The 24028-nt window shown below is 47.5% G+C and carries 21 protein-coding genes; 4 read left to right on the top strand and 17 right to left on the bottom strand.

Annotated features, from left to right (window positions below):
• Window positions 1–248: 248 nt before the first annotated feature.
• From NAF29_RS01605 to NAF29_RS01580, 6 genes are all read right to left on the bottom strand, one after another.
• Entirely contained in the window at window positions 249–2447 is a 2199-nt protein-coding gene (locus NAF29_RS01605; protein ID WP_251259735.1) for a glycoside hydrolase family 3 C-terminal domain-containing protein, read from the bottom strand.
• Window positions 2448–2463: 16 nt separating this feature from the next.
• Window positions 2464–4836, bottom strand: a complete 2373-nt coding sequence (locus NAF29_RS01600) for an alkaline phosphatase D family protein (protein WP_251259734.1) — start codon at window positions 4834–4836, stop codon at window positions 2464–2466.
• An 11-nt stretch (window positions 4837–4847) separates the two neighbouring features.
• Window positions 4848–7235: an agarase gene (locus NAF29_RS01595; RefSeq protein WP_251259733.1), complete on the bottom strand. Its 2388-nt coding sequence runs from the start codon at window positions 7233–7235 to the stop codon at window positions 4848–4850.
• Between the two features lie 315 nt (window positions 7236–7550).
• Window positions 7551–8051 carry an anaerobic ribonucleoside-triphosphate reductase-activating protein gene (nrdG, locus tag NAF29_RS01590; protein ID WP_251259732.1) on the bottom strand — a complete coding sequence of 167 codons (501 nt, stop codon included), beginning with the start codon at window positions 8049–8051 and terminating at the stop codon, window positions 7551–7553.
• 5 nt (window positions 8052–8056) lie between these two features.
• Entirely contained in the window at window positions 8057–10186 is a 2130-nt protein-coding gene (gene nrdD, locus NAF29_RS01585) for an anaerobic ribonucleoside-triphosphate reductase (RefSeq protein ID WP_251259731.1), read from the bottom strand.
• A gap of 150 nt (window positions 10187–10336) precedes the next feature.
• Window positions 10337–11509: an NnrS family protein gene (locus NAF29_RS01580; protein WP_251259730.1), complete on the bottom strand. Its 1173-nt coding sequence runs from the start codon at window positions 11507–11509 to the stop codon at window positions 10337–10339.
• Window positions 11510–11616: 107 nt separating this feature from the next.
• Here NAF29_RS01580 and NAF29_RS01575 point away from each other — a divergent pair, with 107 nt between their 5' ends.
• The gene (locus NAF29_RS01575) at window positions 11617–12198 is read left to right on the top strand and encodes a TMEM165/GDT1 family protein (protein ID WP_251259729.1); all 582 of its coding nucleotides are present in this window, start codon (window positions 11617–11619) and stop codon (window positions 12196–12198) included.
• On the opposite strand, the gene arsJ is transcribed toward NAF29_RS01575, so the two are convergent.
• The 9 genes from arsJ to rpe all read right to left on the bottom strand — a co-directional run bounded on the left by arsJ (window position 12174) and on the right by rpe (window position 19987).
• A complete protein-coding gene (gene arsJ, locus NAF29_RS01570) occupies window positions 12174–13379 on the bottom strand; it encodes an organoarsenical effux MFS transporter ArsJ (RefSeq protein ID WP_251259728.1) in 1206 nt (401 codons plus the stop codon). The genes NAF29_RS01575 and arsJ overlap by 25 nt on opposite strands.
• 30 nt (window positions 13380–13409) lie before the next feature.
• Window positions 13410–14417 (bottom strand): ArsJ-associated glyceraldehyde-3-phosphate dehydrogenase, encoded by a 1008-nt coding sequence (locus NAF29_RS01565; RefSeq protein WP_251259727.1) that lies wholly within the window; start codon window positions 14415–14417, stop codon window positions 13410–13412.
• 14 nt (window positions 14418–14431) lie between these two features.
• A complete protein-coding gene (locus NAF29_RS18145; protein WP_349665544.1) occupies window positions 14432–14824 on the bottom strand; it encodes a metalloregulator ArsR/SmtB family transcription factor in 393 nt (130 codons plus the stop codon).
• Window positions 14825–14929: 105 nt separating this feature from the next.
• Window positions 14930–15340, bottom strand: coding sequence for a YeeE/YedE family protein (locus tag NAF29_RS01555; RefSeq protein ID WP_251259726.1), 411 nt, complete (start codon window positions 15338–15340; stop codon window positions 14930–14932).
• A 10-nt stretch (window positions 15341–15350) separates the two neighbouring features.
• On the bottom strand, window positions 15351–15764 hold the full coding sequence (locus NAF29_RS01550; protein WP_251259725.1) for a YeeE/YedE family protein: 414 nt from the start codon (window positions 15762–15764) through the stop codon (window positions 15351–15353).
• A 2-nt stretch (window positions 15765–15766) separates the two neighbouring features.
• Window positions 15767–17425, bottom strand: a complete 1659-nt coding sequence (locus tag NAF29_RS01545; protein WP_251259724.1) for an FAD-dependent oxidoreductase — start codon at window positions 17423–17425, stop codon at window positions 15767–15769.
• A 167-nt stretch (window positions 17426–17592) separates the two neighbouring features.
• Window positions 17593–18597 carry a tryptophan--tRNA ligase gene (gene trpS / locus NAF29_RS01540; protein ID WP_251259723.1) on the bottom strand — a complete coding sequence of 335 codons (1005 nt, stop codon included), beginning with the start codon at window positions 18595–18597 and terminating at the stop codon, window positions 17593–17595.
• Between the two features lie 11 nt (window positions 18598–18608).
• Window positions 18609–19304 (bottom strand): phosphoglycolate phosphatase, encoded by a 696-nt coding sequence (locus tag NAF29_RS01535; RefSeq protein ID WP_251259722.1) that lies wholly within the window; start codon window positions 19302–19304, stop codon window positions 18609–18611.
• Between the two features lie 8 nt (window positions 19305–19312).
• Complete coding sequence (gene rpe / locus NAF29_RS01530) at window positions 19313–19987, bottom strand: ribulose-phosphate 3-epimerase (protein WP_251259721.1); 675 nt, start codon at window positions 19985–19987, stop codon at window positions 19313–19315.
• Between the two features lie 322 nt (window positions 19988–20309).
• On the opposite strand from rpe, the gene NAF29_RS01525 reads away from it, so the two are divergent.
• The 3 genes from NAF29_RS01525 (at window position 20310) to NAF29_RS01515 (ending at window position 21685) form a co-directional block, all read left to right on the top strand.
• Window positions 20310–20987, top strand: coding sequence for a TorF family putative porin (locus NAF29_RS01525; protein WP_251259720.1), 678 nt, complete (start codon window positions 20310–20312; stop codon window positions 20985–20987).
• 179 nt (window positions 20988–21166) lie between these two features.
• Window positions 21167–21505: a hypothetical protein gene (locus NAF29_RS01520; protein WP_251259719.1), complete on the top strand. Its 339-nt coding sequence runs from the start codon at window positions 21167–21169 to the stop codon at window positions 21503–21505.
• Window positions 21506–21685, top strand: coding sequence for a DUF2970 domain-containing protein (locus tag NAF29_RS01515; RefSeq protein ID WP_251259718.1), 180 nt, complete (start codon window positions 21506–21508; stop codon window positions 21683–21685). It begins immediately after the preceding gene.
• Window positions 21686–21692: 7 nt separating this feature from the next.
• Here NAF29_RS01515 and NAF29_RS01510 read toward each other — a convergent pair whose 3' ends face one another.
• Window positions 21693–22523, bottom strand: a complete 831-nt coding sequence (locus tag NAF29_RS01510) for a Dam family site-specific DNA-(adenine-N6)-methyltransferase (RefSeq protein ID WP_251259717.1) — start codon at window positions 22521–22523, stop codon at window positions 21693–21695.
• Entirely contained in the window at window positions 22516–24027 is a 1512-nt protein-coding gene (locus NAF29_RS01505) for an SPOR domain-containing protein (RefSeq protein WP_251259716.1), read from the bottom strand. The genes NAF29_RS01510 and NAF29_RS01505 overlap by 8 nt, the downstream gene beginning before the upstream one ends.
• Window position 24028 lies beyond the last annotated feature (1 nt).

The following is a 24028-nucleotide window of genomic DNA, read 5'->3' as shown; positions in this document are numbered from 1 at the left end:
GTTGAACAATCAAAGCAAACGAACTTAGGGTGATAAATTTAGTGGTGAATGAGCTCAACGACAATCAAAAAAGACTTAAAACAGTTTCAATTTTTCATTGATAATGGGGTGTCTATTGGCTTTACACCTCGCCCAAATGAACACTAGCCCCTAAATATTGCACTCTACATGACTCTCCGCAATGAGGGCTAACGTGCTTAAGCGGCGCGACCGAACGAATTCGATCATGCCGCTTGGGTGTCAACCTCTTAGTGAGTGAATTCAATCACCTGGCTGATAGGTTTAGCCGCGCCCAACTCTAAGCTTCGTTGAATAGGGAGTGCGTTTGCTACATGAAGTCGATATTGACCAGCAAGCGCTACTGACTCACCCTTTTTGGTCATTCGTGTGAGCGCACTATGTGGTACAACAAACTCATGACGCGTGGCATCTCCGGCTTCAACCTGCAAGCGCTTAAAGCCTTTAAGATGGAACTTAGCTTCCTCATCGCTTGGATTTATGGGGGTTAAATACAACTGCGCCACATCACTTCCGGCCCGCTTACTGACGTTAAGCACTTCAAACGAAACACGGTAGCTCGAGTCATTCTGAGTGATTTTAAGATCACGATATTCAAACTCAGCATACGACAACCCAAAACCGAATGGGAACAATGGCTCTTGTTCCATAAATTTATAGGTACGTCCTTGCATGCGGTAGTCTTCATACGGTGGTAGTTGCTCAACTGAATGCGGGAAAGTGAGCGGTAAGTGACCCGAGGGATTAGCATCGCCAAATAGCACATCGGCGACTGCATTGCCGCCCTGCTCACCTGGATACCAAACCTGCACCACGGCATCGGCTAAATCATACAACTCACCCAAGGCAACGGGGCTACCACTCGCAACCACTAGCACAAGGGGCCCTTTTTTGTTTTCTGCCAATTGTTTTACATAGTTGATTTGGTTTTGTGGCAGCTTCAAGTCAACGCGATCGCCTTTATGCTCAGAAGCAATCGCATCCACTTCTTCGCCTTCCATGTCGGCAGAAATGCCTACCACAGCAATCACGGCATCAGCAGTTTTAGCAACAAAAGGTGCCCAGTTTTTAGGGTTTTTGTTGTCATTGAAGGGCAATGCCCCCATGCGATAGTTCAATGCAGAGCCCTGCGATACTTTGTTGGCAATGCCTTCCAAAATGGTCACCATGTTGCCCGAGATACCATAGTAGTTGGCCATCAACACATCACTTGATGCAGCGAATGGGCCTGTGACATAAGGCACCTTGATGTTCTTATCCAACGGCAACACGTGGTTGTTATTTTTAAGTAGAACAATCGATTTAGTCGCCACTTCTTTTGCTAACGCAAGATGCTCTGGAGAGTTAATGACCGATGCGGGAATAGCGTTGTATGGATTTGCCTCTGCACCATCAAAGAAACCTAAACGAAAGCGAATTAGATACAATTCTTTTAAACGCTCATCAATGGTTTGCTCGGATGCAAAACCTTGTTCTACCGCCTGTTTTAAGCTGGCATTGTAAGTAAATCCACAGTTGAGACTGACACCCCCGTTGAGCGCCTTCGCCGCCGCCTGCTCTGGAGTTTTAACCTGTTTGTGACCATGATGAATGTCGTATAGCGCTCCGCAATCCGACACCACATAGCCCTTAAACTGCCATTGTTTTTTGAGCAACTCCGTCAGCAAAAATTCAGAGCTACAAGCAGGCTCTCCGAATACCGCATTGTAAGCACACATCAAGCCTGCAACATTCGATTTGGTGATCAAATATTCAAACGCGGGCAAGTAGGTTTCATACAAATCTTTTTGGGTTGGCACTGCATCAAACGAGTGGCGCAGCGCTTCAGGCCCCGAGTGCACACCAAAATGTTTGGCCGCGGCAGCGGCCTTCAAGTACTTGGAATGATCCCCCTGAATCCCCCGAACAAAGGCATCGGCCATAATGGAGGTCAGTAACGGTGATTCACCAAACGTTTCTTGCCCTCGACCCCAACGTGGATCGCGGAAGATGTTGATATTCGGACTCCAGAACGTCAGTCCGGTGTATTTTTCTCGATTGCCCATGGCTTGAGAAATATTGTATTTGGCGCGAGCTTCAGATGAAATCGCATCAGCCATTTGATATGACAGCTCAGGATCAAACGTGGCTGCTAAGCCAATCACCTGTGGGAAAATCGTCGCTTTACCGTTGCGCGCCACGCCATGCAACGCTTCATTCCACCAGTTGTATTTGGGGACTCCCAAACGTTCAATGGCAGGACTCTCATCTGATAGTTGGCTGATTTTTTCATCCAGCGTCATCGCACTAATGAGCGCATCAGTTCGAGCATCGAAGCTGAGCTGTTCATTATTCCAGGGCTTTTCAGCCGCAAATGTAGATGCGGTGATGAGAGTAACAGCCCCGATGAACAGGCGCTGCAACCGTTTTTTGTGTGTACATACAAGCATGAGTTTTAAACCTTCCTTAGCTAAGTTTATTGTCACCACGGTTTTCGCGCTGATGAATGGTGACAGGCCAACCATCAAACTGGTTACTAGCCTTTCCGTCGGTGGCATCGACCATGAACTTATAAGCTTCGAGCGTGTAAGTTTTTGCTTCTGTGTCGATATACACAAAGCCAAAACCACTGCTTTTTTCATGTGCGCGCACATAGCGATTACGCGCCTCACTAACGATGGGATTTCCTACGGCATACACATAGTTTCTGTTACCGAAGCTATCTAAATACTCACCGGTATTGGGCAGACCGTGGCTTGGGCGCTGTTGATGCTTTAAACCGACACTGTCGGGCAGCCACCAGCGTTGCCATCCCACGGCAATGGCAGGCGTACAGAATACCCAGTTACTATCGCGCTGAGCTTCAATGCCATATTGCGACAGGCTTGGAAGATGGGTATCGCCACACAAATGCAGTGCTTGTGATTTTTTAATCGCCTGAATGGCTCGATTACGCGCAGTTGCAGGCCAACCGTTACTGTCAAAATCATATTTAAGGTAATGATCAGCCTTCCACTGATGTGTGGCTAAACTGGCTAAAATAGTCTGACTCAGCAGTACCTTAAGTTTGTGGCCGCGCCAATCATCGCTCCACTGCTCTAAGAACTGCTCTTGCCGTTGACCCAGTAATTGCAAATCTTCTCGATCAAATTTGGGGTTAAATTCATTGGGCTCTTCGTCATTACCGGAGGTTCCCACAATAATGTCTAAGTGCTCTGGGCCACTTTTCCACTGTCGATCGGCAACAATCGCAAAGCTCACATCGCCATAAATCATTTCACCGTAGTAAACGCTCATGCCGCGCAATGAAGGCGTTGGATCATGCGGTTTCATATGGTGCGCGGTGTGGGTGAGATGCACAGCATTAACCATACGGATAGGTTCGATATAGCCACCGGTTTTATCAATGGTGTTTTCAGCTATCGCTCGCTCTGGCATTGGCGCACCGCCTTCCCCCCATAAGTTGCCTTGCAGCACATCATGGTCATCTGGCAGGCATATCGTGGGTTGATTGCGCATCGCTTCGCGGAACGCCCATCCAAATTGATAAAACTTGCGCAGATAATTCAGAATGGCGGGTCCGGCAGGCGCTCGTACCACACCAAAACCTCCGTGTGATTCATAAAGCTGATCGCCTGAGAAAAACACCAAATCTGGGTTCATATTGACCACATTATTGGCCACCGGCTCATACGGAAAGGCGTAGTCATTTTGGCAGGTTAAGCCAGCCATTCGCAACGGTCGGCCCACAGGGTTGGCTTGGACTTTACCGGGGTATACATCAATGGCCTCAGTGCCATCACTTAATTGCTCGCGATACACCACACGATAATCGGCTTCTAATGTTTCATCCCAGTTGGCAATTCGAAAAGTAGCGGTCCATGCATCGGGGTCAAGCTGGGCTTCACCTTGAGACTGCCAAATTCCATCGCGCTGTATTTGTAGCTCAACCGTGTGCTTATCTTGCGCTCCCATTGGGCCGGTTAGCGCACTAAGGCTCATCACAAAGCCTTCATCCGAACGGGAGTCACTCAGGGTATACATGGTCCACAAAATGGGGCCAAACTTTTGTTCAGGTTTACTGGCGAACGCCGCGCCCGAATGTGTCCAATCGGCAAAGCGGTAGCGCCCTTGCGGTGTTAGTTTGTCATCGCCGTATTCAATCACCGGAATTGAGAAATTACTGACCACAGCTACGTTGCCCACAATATCTTCTGCGGCAACCAAATGCTCTAATTCACCAATTAACTCTTGGCTATTGGCAAGGCGCACTTCCAACCGCAAAGACGAACTGCCCACTTGGGGGGTTCCTATCAGCACCAGTTCAATTTCGTCTGATCCAGCACTGCGCTTCAGCGTGCCGCGTTTATCGCCAATCACGATCTCATTACCAACCACACCGGCATCAACACCATTCAGAGCAAAGCAGTTGCTGCGATATTCATTGAGCTCACTGCGAACACCAATGCGAATGCTCGCGCCGCCGTCATTAGCCGCAATATCAAGCTGTTGTGCGCGTGCGGTAATTTTAAAACTCTGTTTGGGATCAACAAGCTGATGGGTCAGTGAATGAACGCTTCGGTTTCCACCGTTGTCGACGCATTCAGCGCCACCGCTTTTAATTCGCCAATCTTCCATTGGATTGGCCCAATATTCACCGCCTAACCAAACGCGGTCGTGGCGGTTGTGCCATTGGTCCTGAATGGTTTTATAACCCAAATTCTTCTCAGTTTCGGCTGTCGATTTAGAGCCGCTACCACTCACGCAGCCTGCTGTTGTGGAGGCCACTCCTGCGGCTAATATTTTGAGCGCGTCTCGGCGTGAAAAATGACTCGTCATGTGTGTTCTCTCTATTTTCGGTTATAGCGACGCTGATACATGGTGCTATGAAGCGTTTTGGCAGCTTTGATCATTTCTTCGTATGGCACATCGGCAACGGTAACGAAGCCAACATTGTAGTTTTCACCATCAAAGGCTCGGCCCGTCAGTGGTGAATCCATGTACTGAAACCAGTGCGCACCAATGAAATAGTTATTATCGAATACGGAATTCATGTAGTCCGAATACATGCGGGCACGATCGGTTTGGTCTGCAGCGTAAACCAAACCTGGGTGGTAATACCCGGAGTCGGTTGCGCCAAAGTGAAACTCACCAATCATGACAGGCTTATCCAGTTCCTCTAAAAATTCCCACTTGCCTTCAGTCACCCCTTGTTTGTAATGATTTACACTTACTACATCGGTATATTTAGCGGACGCATCGACGACTTCTTTGGGCATACCCCAATCTGCAAAGCGCACACCGAAGTACATATGATTGGGTAAATGTTTTTTAAGCGAACCTTGAACAACGCGGAAATATTGCTCTGCATAGGTTGTCAGCAGCAGGCTATAGTCAGCGTCTCGCGCTTCACTGAGTTGGCTGTCAAAATCACCTCGATTGAAGGCTTCCCAAGAAGCAAAGTCGGTCTTCCACACAGCATTCAGTGCAGCAATCTCGCCATACTTGTTGGTCATTACACGGGTAAATTCAGTTTTGGTAGGCACGTCTTGACCATTGCGCTTGAGGGTATGAATGACCACCCCTAACTGTGCTGCGCGAGAGTCAGCGCGGCCCCAACTTTTCTCATTGTCGATAAACACACCAACACACCAAGGAGATGCTTGCGTTTCGTCAGCAATGGTTTTTAAAGTCACGTCGGCGCGGCGGGCAAACTCGGGGTCAAACACATCAGGCAATGGATGCCAGAAGTCTGATCCGCTAGACACTGTTTTAAAATCGCCAATGATCCAGCCATTGGCAAAAAATGGCACTCTGGTGGTGTCGTAAAAGCGTGGGTCTGTCCAATTTCCCAATGAGGTGAAGCCCCAATTGCGCATGCGATCAATCGTCACATCCTCCCAGTCTTGTAGGAATGATTGGGGCGATGTTTCGCCATATTTGCGCTCGAGGTTTGCACTGTAGAAACTGAATACCTCTCCGCTTTTGAGCGGGCCTGAGTGCACGTCTTGCCGGTAACCGAAATGATTACCAAGCGGATCGTCATATGAACTAGGCAGCCATTCAAACATGTTCGCGCGTGTGCTTGATACCAACTTGCGTGTTTGCTGAGCGGCCTTGTCAACTGGATTGAGCCCTTGCGAATCTTCTGGCGTTACATCTTCGCTGTCGCGTGCTCGAATGGTTTCTTCATCAAAGCCGTAACCCGTCATAGTGGTTGAGTTAGCTAAGCGGATAATATCTACACCCGTGGCCAAATAAAGATAACCTTCGGGATCCACCAACCACCATTTTCCGTCCACTTTCTCAGTTCTAAAGTAGCCGGTTGCATTCAACTTTGGACCTTGCTTCCAGCCACTAAAAGTGGAGCGGTCAGGCATGAGCGCACCGCCATTTAAGGCTGCAATTTCAGCGTCTTTTTTGGCGAAGAGCTCCTCATCTGAATGTACTTTTTCGGCAAATTCAACATTAGGGTTCTGTCCAAATTTGTCCACAATGGCCACTAAGAATCCATCATTCATAGCAGGATTGGGCATCAGACGGATGTTGTCTAAAGTAATTTCGGTATCGTGCAGGTTATATTCAGTGCGCAATACAACGCGGGTAATGGCTGAAAGATCAAGGTTTTTAGTCCCCCACATCCATACCATTTGATGATCGTCGGCAGTCCATGTGGCGGGGTTTGAGCGAAGACCTGAGCTTAAATTCAATTCAATAGCGGCATCTTCTTGATGATTTGGAGAACCCAGATCATGACCATCCATTTTGTTGTAGTACGTATTACTTGCCCCCACGGGAATATTGATCGCGCGGGTGGAAGTTTGACCTGTCGCATCTTCAATACTTACAAACAAGAAGGTGGAATACTGTCCTTGGTTTGCAATATCAAACGCTAAATTAAAGTCCTTAAATTCACTCCAATCGAACGGGGTTTCCGGAACAATGGCTACTGCATTGTGTTCATGTGATTTGGAAGAAAATTGTATTCGGAGGGCCTGTTTGCCTTGCGTCACGGATGAAGCTTCAGTGGTCATTGAGGCTTTGGCGTTATTCAATTGAATCGCAGAGGGAGCGGTATCATTTTCAAAACCAAACAAAGTTTCAAGCGGCTGAGCGGCGAGGTTTACATCGATGGCTGCATCTGGCGCGGGGTCTGTTTTTGATGCTTCTTGGCACCCCATGAACAGTAAAGCTGAACAGGTTAATAGTAATTGGGGGTTGAATTTTATGTGTGGCACAAGGTGGTCTCGCTCACGTTGATGTGCTGAAAGGACTCGTGACGACTCATTCTTCAGATACTAACCACAGTAAGAAATGAGTCATCAAAATATCGAAAATGTAGTGGCTTAACCTATTACCCTGCAATGTTAATTGTCAACAATTCGAGTTGAGTTATGTTAATCCCCTCATACTTTTAAATTCCAGGTGAATTTAGTGGGGGGCGGTTGAGATTTCGGTCGCGATAAAGAACGGGACGTGCGAGGGGTAAAATGTTTACACCTGCAATAAAAGCACGAAAGGACTCCTTATGCAGGTCATGAAAAAGCGATAGATTAGGTCATTAAGTCAACGGCTTGGCGCATATCTCCACAACGTGAATGATAAATAATCTGGTTGCTACTGCCGCGCCACTTTAGCGAAGGGTCCGACTGTTGGCGGCGATATTGCCCATCAATAATCACATCAACTTCACGAACGACTTGGCGCTGTTTGTCATTCAGTTGCGCCACCTCATACCCTGACCAAAGCCAAATATCTTTACCAGAGCAGTGCTCTCTAACCGTTTTAACAAGTGATAAAATGGCGTCAACATTGTTCGGATGCAACGGGTCGCCTCCGCTCAAAGACAGTCCTCTGCGGCGGACTCGTGTGTCGTTTAAATCAGCAATGATGCGCTTGACCATTCCCTCATCAAACTCATGTCCGGCATCGCAAGACCATGTTGACTTGTTATAGCACCCCTTACATTGGTGCTCACAACCCGACACAAACAAGGTGGCACGGGTACCGGGCCCGTTTACCACATCGACTGGATAATATTGACTGTAATTCATGATACTTACGCGGGTTTTAAGTGTTTCACTCGACGAATCACTTCTTCTTGTTTGCCGGCATTGAAAGGTCTGGCATCGGGGCTACCTAGATAGCCACACACACGGCGCGTGACCGATACGGTTTCGGGTTCAGAATTACCACACGAAGGACAGCTAAACCCCTTGCTAGTGCAATCGAACTCACCAGTAAATCCACATGAATAACACTCATCGATGGGCGTGTTTGTGCCGTAGTACGGCACGCGCTCATAACTGAAATCCCAAACATCTTCGAGCGCTTCTACATTATGTTGAATGTTGGGGTACTCGCCGTAACAAATGAAACCACCGTTGGCGATATCGGGGTAGCACATCTCAAATTCGATTTTGTCGAACGGATTAACCTTTTTCTCAACATCCAAATGGAAGCTGTTGGTGTAGTAACCTTTGTCAGTTACACCTTTAACAACACCAAATTCTTTGGCATCAATCTTACAAAAACGGCTGCATAAGTTTTCGCTAGGCGTGCTGTACAAACTAAAGCCGTAGCCCGTTTCATCCTTCCAACGGTCAACTGCATCTCGCAAATATTGCACGATGGCAATGGCTTTTTTCTGTAGTTCTGGCGTGTCGTATACATGATCATCGTCGCAATACAGTGCGTTCATTGTTTCATGCACACCAATGTAGCCCAATGATATGGATGCTCGGCCGCGCCGGAATATTTCGGCCACGCTGTCATCTGCTTTGAGGCGAACACCGCAAGCTCCTTCCATGTATAAGATGGAAGCAACCTTGGCTTTCACATTTTTAAGACGATCGATACGGGTATCGAGAGCGCGTCGCGCCAGCTCCAACCGTTTATCTAACAATGCATAAAACGCACGTTCATCGCCTTTGGCTTGCAATGCAATGCGTGGCAAGTTGAGGCTAACCACACCAAGGTTATTACGCCCTTCGTGAATCAATTCACCATTCTCTTCATAATCTGACAAAAAGCTTCGGCAGCCCATTGGGGTTTTAAAAGACCCTGTTACTTCAACCACTTTGTCGTAGTTCAAAATATCTGGGTACATGCGCTTAGATGCGCACTCTAATGCCAGTTGTTTGATGTCGTAATTAGGATCTTCGGCTTTGCGATTCAAACCTTCTTTAATGGCAAACACTAGCTTAGGAAATACCGCTGTACGACGATTCTTGCCCAAACCTTCAATACGATTCTTCAAAATGGATTGCTGAATTAACTTCGCTTCCCATGATGTTCCAAGCCCAAAGCCAAAGGTCACAAAGGGTGTTTGACCGTTGGCGGTATGAAGCGTATTCACTTCATATTCAAGCGACTGAAAGGCGTCATAACACTCTTTATCAGTGCACGATCGGGCATATGCTTCAACATCAGGAATGTCCCATTTTTGCGCCACTTCGAGATGCTTTTTGTAACTCGCTCTGACGTAAGGTTCTAACACTTCATCAATACGATTAATGGTCGTACCGCCATAGATATGGCTGGCAACCTGCGCAATGATTTGTGCGGTCACTGCGGTTGCTGTGGCAATAGATCGCGGTGTTTCAATTTCCGCATTACCCATTTTAAAGCCATTGGTGAGCATGCCATTGAGGTCAATCAGCATACAATTGAACATTGGAAAAAATGGGGCGTAATCTAAATCGTGGTAGTGAATGTCGCCACTTTGATGAGCGCGTGAAATTTCCTTGGGCAGCATGTATTGCAAGGCATAGTGCTTCGCCACAATTCCCGCTAACAAGTCACGCTGTGTTGGAATAATTTTGCTGTCTTTATTGGCATTCTCATTGAGTAAGTCCGAATTACTCTGCTCCACCAAGCCTTGAATATCTGAACTTAAACGACTTTTCTGCTCGCGGATCATATCGCGGTCATGTCGATATTCAATATATGCGCGAGCAAGCCCCTTGTATGGGCCTTGCATTAACTCATTTTCAACCGCCGATTGGATCTCAGCAATATCCACTTCTTCGTAATGTTCGAAGTGAGCCGTCACGGTTAATGCCACTGAATCAGCATAGGCATTGTCTTTGTAATTGCCAGCAATACTGGCTCGGATCACAGCTTCCCTGATACGCTGACTGTCGTACGGAACACGGCAGCCGTCACGCTTGATCACCACTGGTTTCACTTTTAAACCCTCTCACAAAAAAACACTACATATGGACTAATGAGGGTAAAGATACACAAGATGTAGAAAATTCGCTTCTATTAGTCAGACAATGGATTGATCTAGATCAGTACATTGAACGATCATTTAAAAGCTGTGATCTACGTCTAATTAGCCAATTTGACCGTCAACTCTGGGTTGCAAAAAGTAACGAGTATAAACCATTAAGAAAGTCACAATACTCAATAACCACAAGGTGGCCGCAAGGTGATAAGCACCTACCGTCCATATTGGGAAAAACCAAGGAATGACCACCCGTGAAACAGCCGCCAACAATATCGACGCCATTGACACCCAAGCCAACGGATGTGACTTCAGCGGACGCCCGGTATGGCCCAAACTCACCCGACACATCATTGCCATAATCATGCCGCCGATGAGGCCCACACTGAGCAAATGCATGACGGGGCTGTATTGGTTGATCCCACTGACGGCTAATAGAGCAAGCGCCATGGGCAAGCATAAATAACTCAAATACAGTGACCACAATAATGGTTCTTGCCAAATGCCATTGCGGTACCAAATGAACGCTCGCCGTGCATGAATTAAAAATGCCATCGCTGCTACGATCTGCACCCATAGCTCAGGCGCACTGAACAATGCGCACAGCGCCAATAGAAATAGCGGGAACTGAGCCAACACAATCCAAGGCACAGAATCTCTTTGTAATGTATCGCTCAAGCGTCTTTCAATAAAAAACGGGATGACTCGCGCACCAAGTAAACTAATCAATAAGGTGAAACACCAAATGGTCGTGAAGCCAAGCGCGCGCGCCAACATCACATCATGATTCATGGCCCAACTTTGCGCTAAATGTAATACCAAGAAGATTGACAATACCGGCACAAACACCAAATTTTTATAATTACGCACGAGCAGCACCTGACGCGCCATTACGCCAATTGCCACCAGCATAAAGCCCGCATCTGCAAGAACTTGCAGCAATGTGGCTGGTGCAAAGTTTGCGGTGATTCGAGCCACCACCCAAAGCGCAAAAAGCCCCATCAATGGAGTGCCATTAATGCCTCGGTGGCCAGTCCAATTTTGAACCGCAGTGGTCAAAAATCCCACAACTATGGCCATGCCAAAACCAAATAGCATTTCATGGCTATGCCATGCAGTCACAGGCACCGCGTACTCCCACGGCAGAACACCGCTCAATACCAAGATCCAACGCACCATGGCCCACCCCGCATAGACGGTGCCAAACAAAAATAGTGGACGAAAGCCAAGGCGAAACAATGGCATGGTTTTGTCTTCAACTGCGCGATCAGTGATTTGCATAGAGCGTATTCAATGTTGGAAGTATGTTTTAAGTGTAATTGATTTCATTCGAGTTGGTTGCGCTGAGTTTTGCTAGAATCACAGTTTTGTTGACGCGGAACGATTTAATGGAGCTTCAAGCAGGCTTGTTCACCTTTAGCTTAATTGCCTTGGCTGAACTTGGCGATAAGAGCCAATTGGTGTGCATGACGTTGGCCGCAAGACGTTCAGCCAAAGCGGTATTCTCCGGTGCAGTGGCTGCATTTGCAATGCTCAATGGGTTGGCGGTATTGGTAGGCGGCTCTATCAGTCATCTGATAGCCCCGGAATGGGCTGTGTTAGCTGCTGCCGTATTGTTTGCCGTGTTTGGTCTTCAAGCACTGCTTGAGTCTGCGGTCGCACAAGATTGCGGTGAGATAAAAGTAGGCAAACGTGTGTTCTTTTCTGCCTTCAGTGTGATTGCGTTGGCTGAATTGGGCGACAAAACTCAACTCAGCGTAGCAGCGCTAAGTACACAATATTCTGCCGTGGTGGTTTGGGCAGCATCAACCTTGGCGCTGAGCACGACCACGGGTGTGGCAGTTTGGCTGGGGCGGTCGGTGCTACGGCAAATGAATGTGCAGCTTGTACACCGCCTGAGTGGTGTATTGTTTTTGCTGATGGGCGTGGCTTTAGCGTGGCATGCTTATGCATTGTTAACTTCGGTGTAGCGCGGTAAGGCAACCGAGATACACGACGTCAGCACCAAGAACACCACAGACACCCACAAGCATGCGGTAAGCCCAGCAAACTGATACACAGCGCCAGACAACACAGTTCCAATTAAACGTCCCATGGCATTGGCCATGTAATAGAATCCCACGTCTAATGACACGCCGTCTTCTTTGGCAAAACTTACAATTAAGTATGAATGTAACGATGAGTTCACCGCAAACACGGCACCAAACACCAAAAGTCCAATCACAATACTGAACTGAGGATACCACTGCGCGCTCACGGCAATCGCAACAGCGGCAGTCACAACGGCAAGAGCAGAGGCCCACCATAGCGCTGTTGCACCGTCGGGATGACTCGTTTTACTGCGTGTAATGGCGGGGGCAAACCCCTGTACAATTCCGTAACCAATTACCCAACATGCCAAAAAGCCAGCCACTTGGGTATGGTGCCAATGAAAGACAGCACTCAAATACACCGGCAAGGCCACCACAAACCATACATCGCGCGCGCCAAACAGAAACATGCGGGCGGCTGAAAGCACATTCACACTGCGACTTTTAGAGAAAATGTCTTTGAACTTAGGTTTGCTTTTGGCTTTGCCTAAGTCGCGTTTTAACACCAGTAAGCTCAATATCAGCACCAGACTTAATACACCAGCCATCAGCCACATCGATGCCGAGAAACCAATCGCTGCTAACAACAGCCCCCCGACAAAAAAGCCCACGCCTTTCAGCGCATTTTTAGAGCCAGTAAGTATCGCAATCCAGCGGTAGAGAGCGCTTTGCTGATCGCCTTTCACCAACATTTTAATGCTGCTTTTGGCGCTCATTTTATTCAAGTCTTTTGCAATACCCGACAAGGCTTGCGCAGCCATCACATAGGGAATGGTCAACCATGCAGACGGCATGGCCAAGGCAACTAAAGCCGCTATTTGCAAAGCTAAACCTATGTTCATGGTGGTATTCAAGCCTAAGCGGGCACCTAACCAGCCCCCGACTAAGTTGGTCACTACACCAAACACTTCATAGAACAAGAACAGCATGGCAATACTAAAAGCCGAGTATCCTAACTGATGAAAATACAGCACCACCAACATGCGCAATGCACCGTCAGTCAGGGTGAAGTTCCAGTAGTTAAAGGTCACCAGCGCATATTGCTTTAAGTTACTGTTCATTGCTCTCCCCTCATCCACTATCAGATAGGCTTACTGGTCCGATTGCCCAACTTTAAGCACCAGTTCACTGGTCCGAGTGGCATAGCCCATTTCATTGTCATACCAAGCGTAAATCTTGAGCATGCGAGATTCGAGCATCATAGTACTTTGCGCATCCACCACTGTTGAGCGCTGATCGCCCTTGTAGTCGATCGACACCAGAGGCTTTTCTTCGTAGCCCAAAATGCCCTTCATTTCGTTCTCTGAGGCCGCTTCAATCGCCGCATTTACCGCTTCAACTGTGGTTTCTTGGCTCAGCTCAAACACCATGTCGGTTAACGAAGCATTGGCCAATGGAACACGCACTGCATGACCATTAATTTTGCCTTTGAGTTCTGGAAAGATCTCTACAATCGCTGTGGCTGAACCTGTAGACGTTGGAATTAACGACATGCCACATGCGCGCGCGCGACGTAAGTCTTTATGCGGCGCATCTAAAATGGTTTGGGTATTGGTTAAGTCATGAATGGTCGTCATCATGCAACGCTCAATACCAAACTGCTCTTTGATCACCTTAATCACTGGTGCTAAACAGTTCGTGGTACAGCTTGCTGCGGTAACGATCGGGTGCTCGTCAGGCTGATAAATGCCATCATTTACGCCCATTACAATATTGGCAACACCCGGCTGTTTTACTGGCGCAGAAACCACGATGCGTTTCACGCCCTGGTCAAGGTAAGCTTGCAAAATAGCCTTGTCGCGGTGAACCCCTGTGGCTTCAAGCACAACATCACATTGCGACCAATCAACAGCATTAATATCTTTTTGCTGATGACAGGCAATACGTTGTTCGCCAATCACCATGACTGAGCCTTCAGCATCAACTTGATGATGCCAACGACCTTGAACGGAATCGAATTCTAATAGGTGCGCTAGCGTTTTGGTGTCGCCAGCAACGTCATTAATCATTACAAATTCAAGTTCAGGCCAATCAAATGCTGCGCGCATCGCTAAGCGACCAATGCGGCCAAAACCATTAATTCCTACTTTAATCGTCATTCTGTTCTCCTCGTTTAGTCAGTGGTGCAACATTTTGCAATGCGCTCGGGCCGCTGCCCCATCAATTCTAGGTGCTGCCGCATTTGCGATAGCAAAACACGCTCCTGTTCAGCCATAGCCTTCAACATATTGAACAGCCAATCTGGGATAACATCTGATAGGCGATAGAACACCCATTTGCCTTGCCTACGGTCACTGAGTAGACCCACACCACGAAGCTGAGCAAGATGGCGCGATACTTTGGCTTGTGGTTGCTGCAGAGCTTGCATGAGTTCGCACACACACAATTCTTGTTGTTCATGAACCATCAGGGCGATCGCCAAGCGATTACTGTCTGCCAACGCCTTTAGATAATCCGTCGTCACAACAGGGTCTGTGACATTGGCTAAATTAGGGGAGGTGTTCACAATATATTGATGCTCAAAGCTATAGTAGAGCGCACATCATATTCGATATCTCACATATATGAAATATCGAATATATTAATATTTCATGACAATAGGTGAAAGGTTCTACGCTTGTTTCCATTTCGCTAATGCGAAACCAATGAACATAGAAACAACAAATAATCCGATAGATGGATTGCCGCTCAGCAAAGAACTCAGCGCGGGCCCAGGGCAAAGGCCTACTAAGCCCCAGCCTAAGCCAAATAATGTTGCGCCCAAAATGAGCTTTCGATCAATTCGTTGAGATTGCGGCCACTGCATATTACCGCCACTAATAGCCTGATTTTGATGGCGCCCGTAAAACCAATAGCCGGGCAGATAAATCATCAATGCTCCGCCCATCACAAACGCCAAAGATGGGTCCCAGTGCCCGGTCACATCAAGAAAGCCGATCACTTTGTCTGGGTTCACCATGCCCGAAATGGTTAAACCAATACCAAACAAAACGCCTGAGATGAGAGAAATAAGATGTGTCATATCGAGCCTTCTAGAGAATTTGTGCGACAAAGACAGTTGCAACGGCCACGCTCATAAATACCAACGTAGCCACCATTGAGCGCTTGGATAAACGACCCAATCCACAAATGCCATGTCCCGATGTACAGCCGCTACCTAGTCGCGTTCCTACCCCCACCAACAGACCGCTAATCACAACTAAAACCGTGTTTATCGGTGCAATGTCAGGCAACCCATAACCCAATAAGGCCGCGACCAAAGGACCCGTGATCAGTCCGACAACAAAAACAAAACGCCATAACCACTCTTGGCTAAACCGAGCCAAGAGCCCAGCAGAAATGCCACTAATGCCTGCAATACGACCGTTGCCAATTAATAACAGCAATGCGCCAGTACCTAATATTACGCCGCCGATGAGCGACGACCACGGGGTAAATTCTGTCATGACTAGGCCTTAAATTGTTGCTTTACCATTTGATACGTCTTGAAACCGCCGGTCATGTTCTTGGCCTTGAAGCCTGAATTGACCAACAACCGATACGCGACATGTGCCCGCAATCCCACCATGCATGTCACTAAATACTCTTTGCTGCGATCAAGCTCATTGAGTCTATCGCGCAGCGAATCCAATGGAATATTCAACGCGCCATTGATGGCCCCCACATTTTCAAGCTCTGGCGGATTGCGTACATCGAGCACCACTTGATGTGGTTGAGGGTCAATGATGTCTTCAACTTGGCAAATATCAATTTCTCCACGCAATAGATTACTGGCGACGAACCCCGCTAGATTCACCACATCCTTGGCAGAGCCATAGGGCGGTGCGTAACACAATTCAAGCGTTTCTAGGTCAAACACTGTCATCCCGGCTCGAAGCGCTACGGCAAGCACATCAATACGCTTATCAATACCATCTTCTCCCACCGCTTGAGCGCCCAAAATAACGCCCGTGTCAGGCGCAAATAATAGTTTGAGCGATACAGGTTTAGCACCTGGGAAGTATCCGGCGTGACTCATGGGGTGCACATAGATTTTCTCGTACGCCACACCATGTTTAAGCAAAGACTTCTCAGAACTACCTGTACATGCAGCTGCTAAGTTAAACACGCGACAAATTGCCGTTGCTTGAGTATGACCATAGATTTTTTGCCCACCGAGCATATTATCGGCCGCACTTCGCCCTTGTCGATTGGCCGGCCCTGCCAGTGGGATCAGTGCCGGCTGTTGCGTGACCAAGTCAATATGTTCGACGGCATCTCCCACCGCATAAATGTCTGAAACGGAAGTTTGCATTGCCTCATTCACGGCAATACCGCCAGTTTTGCCAATATTCACTCCCGCAGATTCAGCCAAGCTTGTGTCGGGCTTCACGCCCATAGCGGTGATCAGCAATTCGGTATCTAATCGATCACCATTATTGAGCGAGAGTGTCAGCCCATTTTCAGTCTCACTCACAGATTCAAGTGCGGTTCCCAACCGCAAATCAACCCCGTGATCACGCAGCGTTTGATGCAATGGTGTCGCCATTTCAGGGTCCACTGCGGTCATCACTTGCGGCGCAAGTTCCAGTAAGGTGACATTGATATTGAGTTGCCGAAGAGCTTCTACCGCTTCAAGACCAATGTAACCGCCGCCCACAACCGTTGCATGCTGCACCGAATGTTGTTGAATGATCGTCTTGATCTGATCCATATCGGGAATCGTGCGCAAGCCAAATGTGCGAGCATTGTCTAAACCGGGAATATTCGGTCGCACTGAAACTGCACCGGGCGAGAGCAACAACTTGTCATAGGATATTGAGTAGCTTTGTTGGGTTTGCAGATCCTTGACGGTAATAGTTTTGGCGGCAGCGTCGATGTGGGTGACTTCTGAATGAACTCGTACATCAACATTAAATCTTTGTTTGAAGCTCTCGGGTGTTTGCAGCAGCAGAGCATCGCGCAATTCAATATCACCACCAATATGATACGGCAAACCGCAGTTGGCAAATGACACATATGGGCCACGATCGAACATGATAATTTCTGCTTCCTCACTCATTCGACGGGCTCTCGCTGCGGCCGAAGCGCCTCCCGCAACACCTCCAACAATTAAGATACGTGTCATTTTGTTCTCCCTAATTAAGATATGTGCCAGCTTCCGCACCAATACATTAGAATATACTAATATAAATTAGCACATTCAAATTAAAAGTGAACGAGCAGATACAAAAAAGCCAACCCGGAGGTTGGCTTTGTATGATTTATATCAAGTGAAGCTTGATTCTGTCTCGTTTACGGACGAGGGATAAATCCTACCTTTGCATATACATCAGCGAGTGTCTTAGAAGCACGTTCGCTGGCTTTGTCCGCACCGGAGCGCATCACACTGTGCAAGTAGTCTTGGTTGTTGCGCAAGTCGGTATACTTTTCTTGCACAGGAGCCAGCATAGCAACCACTGCATCAGCAACATCACCTTTTAAGTGGCCATACATTTTGTCTTCATACTCAGGCACTAAATCGGCAATTGGACGGCCCGTTGCGACCGACAACAAGGTCAGCAAGTTGGACACACCTGGCTTTTCTGCGGTGTCGAAGTAAATACGCGCTTGCTCATCTGAATCGGTCACCGCTGACTTAATCTTTTTAGTCATTTGCTTCGGTGTGTCGTTCAGCAGAATGAAACTCTTTGGGTTGTCATCTGACTTCGACATTTTCTTAGTCGGTTCTTGCAATGACATGACGCGCGCGCCGACTTTTGGAATCATCGGTTCTGGCATCACAAAGGTTTCACCGTACAGATTATTGAAGCGGGTGGCGATATCACGCGTCAACTCTAGATGTTGCTTTTGATCTTCACCCACCGGCACTTGGTTCGCTTGATATAATAAAATGTCAGCAGCTTGCAATACTGGGTAGGCGTACAAACCCACATTAATATTGCTCGCATTCTTGGCCGACTTATCTTTGAATTGCGTCATGCGCGTCAGCTCGCCCATTTGCGCATAACAGTTCAATGCCCATCCCAGTTGCGCATGCTCAGGTACGTGCGACTGCACAAATATTGTGCTTTTTTCTGGATCGAGTCCACATGCCAAATACATGGCAAGACCGTCATACACGCGCTCTTTGAGTAACTCTGGATCTTGACGAACCGTAATGGCATGTAAGTCTGCCAGCATAAAATGGCAGTCAAATTCTTGCTGCATCTTTAGCCACTCATTGATGGCTCCAACATAATTGCCGAGGGTAAAATTACCGGAAGGTTGGATGCCACTCAGGACAATGGGCTTAGTCATTCGTCATTCACCTAGATTGTTTCAGTTGCCGGTATCAACACCGGCAGTAATTCGATTAGCGAGTCTGCGGTCATATCCGGAGCACTCAGGCTGATATGTTCCCCGTAGTTGTAGCCATAGGTCAAGCCCAGTGTCGGACAACCGGCATTTTTTCCTGCTTCAATGTCGTTTTTTGAGTCTCCCACCATCAATAGCTGGTGCGGCTCAACATCGAAGGCTTCGCATACATGCAACAAGGGTAACGGGTGAGGTTTCTTCTCTAACAGAGAATCACCGCCAAGCACAACTTCAAACATCTCGTCCATATGATAGGCGCGGAGAATATCCGGCAAATAGCATGACGCTTTATTGGTAATTAAAGCTAATCGATACCCTGCCTTATATAATGCCGTCAAAGACTCCATGACTCCGTTATACACTACGGTATTGATACTGAGATGTTGAGCATACGCTGCACTGAATAGCGCCAATGCATGTTGAATAGCTGATTCAGAAGCATCTGCCGCGTGATGAACCAAAGACCGTGTGACTAACATTTTCATGCCATTGCCAACCCAACCGCGCACCTCGGCCATGCCCACGCTGGGCAAATTGAGCTGTGTTAGCATTTGATTTAAAGCTGCACCTAAATCTGGCGCGCTGTCGATAAGCGTGCCATCTAAATCAAATGCAATCGCGCGAACGGTTTGAGGTTTTATTGTGTTCATCGGTTGCCCTACGACGTTGCTTTGGCAATTTGCTCTCGCATCTGCGCAATAATGGATGGGTAATCGTCTTGACCAAAAATAGCCGAGCCCGCAACAAATGTATCCACGCCCGCCGCTGCAATCTCACCAATGTTGTCGATTTTAACGCCGCCATCAATTTCTAAGCGAATATCCCGACCTGACGCATTAATTAGAGTTCGCGCTTGTTTAATTTTGTCTAACGTTTGCGGAATAAATGACTGCCCACCAAATCCTGGGTTTACCGACATGAGTAAGATTAAATCCACTTCGTCGATCAAACACTCGATGGTAGAAAGCGGCGTTCCAGGATTTAACACTACTCCAGATTGACAGCCACCTGCTTGAATCGCCTGCAGCGTTCGATGCGGATGACGAGATGCTTCAGGGTGAAAACTAATTAAACTTGCACCGGCATCAATAAACTGAGGCACCAAACCGTCCACCGGTTCAACCATTAAATGCACATCAATAGGAGCAGTCACACCATGCTTTCTCAAGGCCGAACAAATGGCTGGACCAAAGGTCAAGTTCGGTACGTAATGATTGTCCATCACATCAAAATGGACCCAGTCGGCCCCCGCTTCTAGCACTGCATCAACGTCATCACCTAACCGTGCAAGATTAGCGGATAGGATCGACGGAGCAATAATTGGAGTTTTCATAGTTTGTCACTCAAAAAGGCTTACAGGAGGTTTCTACGCGCTAGTTTACCGAATACGCCATAGCAAATCGAAACTTAGTCGTTGCACAATCTTCGAGCAGCTAAAAACAATGCGCACCAGAATAGTGAAGCGCATTGCAACAGTGCTACATAAAAGTGCACAAGTTGTTATATTAAATTTAATTAAACTATAGAACAAATTGTAAAACACTGATATAAATCACTTTACTGATTTTGGCACAGGTAGTGCTTAGTACTTGGCCAGCTATCAGCTAAAAACTATAAAAAAGATTTTATAACTCATATTCCAGGAGTACACACTTATGAAAGCAACTAAAACTTTAATCGCATCTGCGATTCTTGCTGCATCAATCGCAGCTCCAGCGGCCGCTGTTGAAGGTCTTTCTGCAAACGCTGCAGTTGCAAGCGACTACGTATGGCGTGGTCTGACTCAAACTGATAACGGTCCAGCAATCTCTGGTGGCATTGACTACGATGCAGGCAACGGCATCTACGTTGGTACTTGGGCATCTAACGTTGACTTCGGTGACGACGACGCAACTTACGAGTGGGATTTCTACGCGGGCTATGCTGGCGAAATTGAAGGTTTCAGCTATGACGTAGGCGCGATCTACTACGCATACCCAGACGCTGACGAAGATACAGACTTCAGTGAGTTGTATGTGTCTGGTGGTTACAGCTTCTTGACTGTTGGTGTTGCAACGTTGATCGACAGCGACGCTGGCGGTGACTTCGCTGATGATTTCTACTACAACGCTGATGCAACTTTCGAAGTTGCTGAAGGTTTGGAATTAGGCCTTCACGTAGGTTACTACGACGTAGACGGTGCTGATGACGAAGTAATCGATTACAGCGCTTCTTTGAGCAAAGACGGTTTCACTTTCTGGGTTGGCAGCACTGACATCGATGATGACGCTGACGAAACGAAAGATGACGAAGTACGCGCAGTTGTTTCTTACTCTGTCGATTTCGACCTGTAAGACACGCTCGAATACTTAAAAATATAAAGAAAAACAATGCGATTTCAAAAACACCGCCCAATGGCGGTGTTTTTTTATGTCAAAATGTTTGGCCTCACAGAATTTCGATTGTATACTCAGTGAGCGATTTTGTGTAATTACACTATCCACTCACGACTGTTTAAATATTGGTTCAACGGATGAGCAAGTTAAAAACTACATCGTTATTACTGACTGGCGTATGTGCTGTTGCTGGCGTAACACTAGCAATGCAAGATACTCGGGGTATTTCGGTCGCGAATTTATCATGTGACTGCGAAGCAAATATTCAATACAACACGTCACTGCCCAAAAGCCATCCGGCAAATCAGTGTGCAATCGCTGAGACTCAACAATCCACAACGTGGTTTGGCTGGGCAACCGGCAATAGCCGCTCAATCAGTTTTCACTTTTTAGACTTACTTGAACTGATCTCAAAAACAGACAACAAGCAGATCGACGCAAATAAAAAACAACGCCCCGTAAGAGACGCCGCTTAATTGTCGTTTTGGCAATATTTTAAAAGTGCAGCAGGTGCATTGTTTGGCGTGCAGTCAGAACAAACAAGACAACGCGATTTCCAACAAAATAGCATTGTGCCGTATCTGATAAGTGGCGTTGTGCTCATTATTTTGTTGATTGCTGGATTACTAGTGATTGTGAATTGGGTCATTGATTAACGCTGCTTTAGCGTCGATTATTCAACTGATACAACGCTAAGAGTTCACTCACCTTTCCACGCCCTTTACCATTTCTGCTAATAGTACGGCGCACATCTAACTGAGTAACATCGGCTCTGCGATACCATTCCCGCGTGGACTCTAAATCATGGTTACTGATCAACACAGGTACTGCGTCTTCCGCGCACATGGCAGCTTGCTCAGCAAGCTTCTGCTGCTCTACCAGACCAAAGCCATTGCCTGCATATGCGGTGAAGCTTGCAGTGGCGCTCAACGGCGCATAGGGAGGATCACAATAAACAACATCGCCCTGTTCAACCGTGGCAAATACTTGCTCAAAAGGCAGAGAGGTGAATGTGGCGCGAGTCGCTTTCTGGGCAAAAGCAAACAATTCATTTCGTGGGAAATAGGGCCGTTTGTATCGGCCAAAGGGTACATTAAAACCACCTTTTTTATTGTAACGACACAGGCCGTTATAGCCATGGCGATTCATGTATAAAAATAAGGTTGCTCTGCGTAAGCCTGGCACCGTGCAATTAAATTCTTCTCGATATTGATAGTAGCGTTCAGCGTCATTATTGGCAGGTATAAACAGCCCCGCTGCGGCTTCAATATAAGTTGCTGGGTCGCGCTGCAGCCAAAGATAGACATCAATCAGGTCTTGGTTGATGTCGTTCAGCCAATAATGCTCAAACTCTGTATTTAGAAATACACTGCCTGCGCCCACAAATGGCTCCACCAAGCGTTTCCCTTTTGGCAAACGCTTTTGGATTGGTTCGATTAAGCCATACTTTCCACCCGCCCACTTCAAGAACGCTCGTTGCTTCACATTACTCAAGGATCACCGCTTCTTTTTGGATGGAAGCAATTGACCGGGGCCAAGGTTTCAGCTGCTGTACATTGCTGGCAAAGCTTTTCAGTGCCGAGCGTGCTGCATCCGAGCTTGCATACTCTCCATAGACTCCAATGTAAACCAAGCTACCTTTTCTTCGAGCAGTGTACACTTTAAATCGCTCATCATTGCCGAGCCCATAACGAGCTGCAAATTTGTCGATACTCTGTGGGGAACTCATCACCACCATTTGCAACACGTATTGTGATGCTGGGGCTTGCTGCCACCACACTTTCGTCATAGGTACTGGCGCGGTTTCAGGTTGTGCCACCGATTTTGAAGCTTGCGTCTTAGGCGCTTCGTTTTGAGCAGGTTCGCTTTTTGGCTTCGGCTCAATAACAGGAACCTCTTGTACAGCAGTTTTCTCACCCGCAAGAGCCGCTTCAGCTTGCTCAATGCGTGCGAGGGTTTCCTCGTCTACTTCAATCCGTGCTTTGTTACTTTCATCATCGACGTCGGTCGTCATGGTGTCTTGTGGTAATCGCTCAGGCAGAACTTCGACCGCTTGCTCCTGCGCATCGGACAATACTTGTTCTAGCAGCTCACCCTCGTCTCGCATACTGTCGCGACTCGGTTCGACTATTTCAAGTGCCGACAATTGCTCTTGCATCTCTGGTGATGGTGTTTTGGCCGATGAGTTATCTTCATCGCCAGAAAGCGCCCACATTAAGATGAGCGCCATCAATATCAAGCCCGCAATAGCAGCTATCCAAAGGATAGGTAGCGGTTTTACCGGCGCTTTGTGTTCATCGGTATCAGTCAAATTTACAGGTGTTTGAACCCCTGCCAGCAGTGCAACCACTTCACCGGGTAAGCCTTCTTGATCATTCAGCTCACGTTCGTTTAAGTCCACATCAAGTTCATCCCCGTCCAATCGACTTTGAAGACTTACAAACAGGGACTTACGCTCATCGAGCGTCAGCGGTGGAATTTGAAGTAGTGCCTGATCTTGGCCGGTAATTGAGTTCATCTCTTTGGAGATGCGGTTCGCCCAAGCTGGCTCTGAGAATAATAATACGCTCGAATGCTGAAGTTCTGGACCCGCTTTACGGCTCGCTTCGACTAAGCCCCACAATTCAACCAGTAACTGATTGCTCAATTGCTCGGCTTGATTGATGACGATCATCCAGCGGCATGCCGAGTTCATTTGAAGGTGACTCAAACTCGCTTGCAACGACTCGGATTCATTGAATGTTTGGTCGGGAAAGAGTTGAGTTAGGATTTGCTTGCGAATGCTAGCCGGCGTCGATTTCTCGTGACAGATCACCCAAGCTACATCAAAGTCGTCACCGTATTGCTCGAGTAAAGCCCCGGCAATGGTGTATTTACCTGCACCAGCACGGCCGGTCACCATCACGAGGTTTGAGTCGAGTCCAGCAAGGTGTTGGATTCTCAACAATAACTGCTGTTGAGAAGGAAGCAACGACTGACTAACTTGAGGCTCAGGCACT

The sequence above is a fragment of the Echinimonas agarilytica genome, from assembly GCF_023703465.1.
Lineage (GTDB): Bacteria > Pseudomonadota > Gammaproteobacteria > Enterobacterales > Neiellaceae > Echinimonas > Echinimonas agarilytica.
Note: the sequence above shows the minus strand (reverse complement) of the source record. Positions and strands in the feature narration are given on the sequence as shown.

Excerpts from the sequence above, each read along its gene's own strand:
- rpe (WP_251259721.1), bottom strand. The coding sequence starts at position 19,987 with ATGAAAACTCCAATTATTGCTCCGTCGATCCTATCCGCTAATCTTGCA.
- NAF29_RS01600 (WP_251259734.1), bottom strand. The coding sequence starts at position 4,836 with ATGACGAGTCATTTTTCACGCCGAGACGCGCTCAAAATATTAGCCGCA.
- trpS (WP_251259723.1), bottom strand. The coding sequence starts at position 18,597 with ATGACTAAGCCCATTGTCCTGAGTGGCATCCAACCTTCCGGTAATTTT.
- NAF29_RS01525 (WP_251259720.1), top strand. The coding sequence starts at position 20,310 with ATGAAAGCAACTAAAACTTTAATCGCATCTGCGATTCTTGCTGCATCA.
- NAF29_RS01605 (WP_251259735.1), bottom strand. The coding sequence starts at position 2,447 with ATGCTTGTATGTACACACAAAAAACGGTTGCAGCGCCTGTTCATCGGG.
- NAF29_RS01565 (WP_251259727.1), bottom strand. The coding sequence starts at position 14,417 with ATGACGATTAAAGTAGGAATTAATGGTTTTGGCCGCATTGGTCGCTTA.
- NAF29_RS01555 (WP_251259726.1), bottom strand. The coding sequence starts at position 15,340 with ATGACACATCTTATTTCTCTCATCTCAGGCGTTTTGTTTGGTATTGGT.
- NAF29_RS01545 (WP_251259724.1), bottom strand. The coding sequence starts at position 17,425 with ATGACACGTATCTTAATTGTTGGAGGTGTTGCGGGAGGCGCTTCGGCC.
- NAF29_RS01580 (WP_251259730.1), bottom strand. The coding sequence starts at position 11,509 with ATGCAAATCACTGATCGCGCAGTTGAAGACAAAACCATGCCATTGTTT.
- NAF29_RS01550 (WP_251259725.1), bottom strand. The coding sequence starts at position 15,764 with ATGACAGAATTTACCCCGTGGTCGTCGCTCATCGGCGGCGTAATATTA.
- NAF29_RS01535 (WP_251259722.1), bottom strand. The coding sequence starts at position 19,304 with ATGAACACAATAAAACCTCAAACCGTTCGCGCGATTGCATTTGATTTA.
- nrdG (WP_251259732.1), bottom strand. The coding sequence starts at position 8,051 with ATGAATTACAGTCAATATTATCCAGTCGATGTGGTAAACGGGCCCGGT.
- NAF29_RS01575 (WP_251259729.1), top strand. The coding sequence starts at position 11,617 with ATGGAGCTTCAAGCAGGCTTGTTCACCTTTAGCTTAATTGCCTTGGCT.
- NAF29_RS01520 (WP_251259719.1), top strand. The coding sequence starts at position 21,167 with ATGAGCAAGTTAAAAACTACATCGTTATTACTGACTGGCGTATGTGCT.
- arsJ (WP_251259728.1), bottom strand. The coding sequence starts at position 13,379 with ATGAACAGTAACTTAAAGCAATATGCGCTGGTGACCTTTAACTACTGG.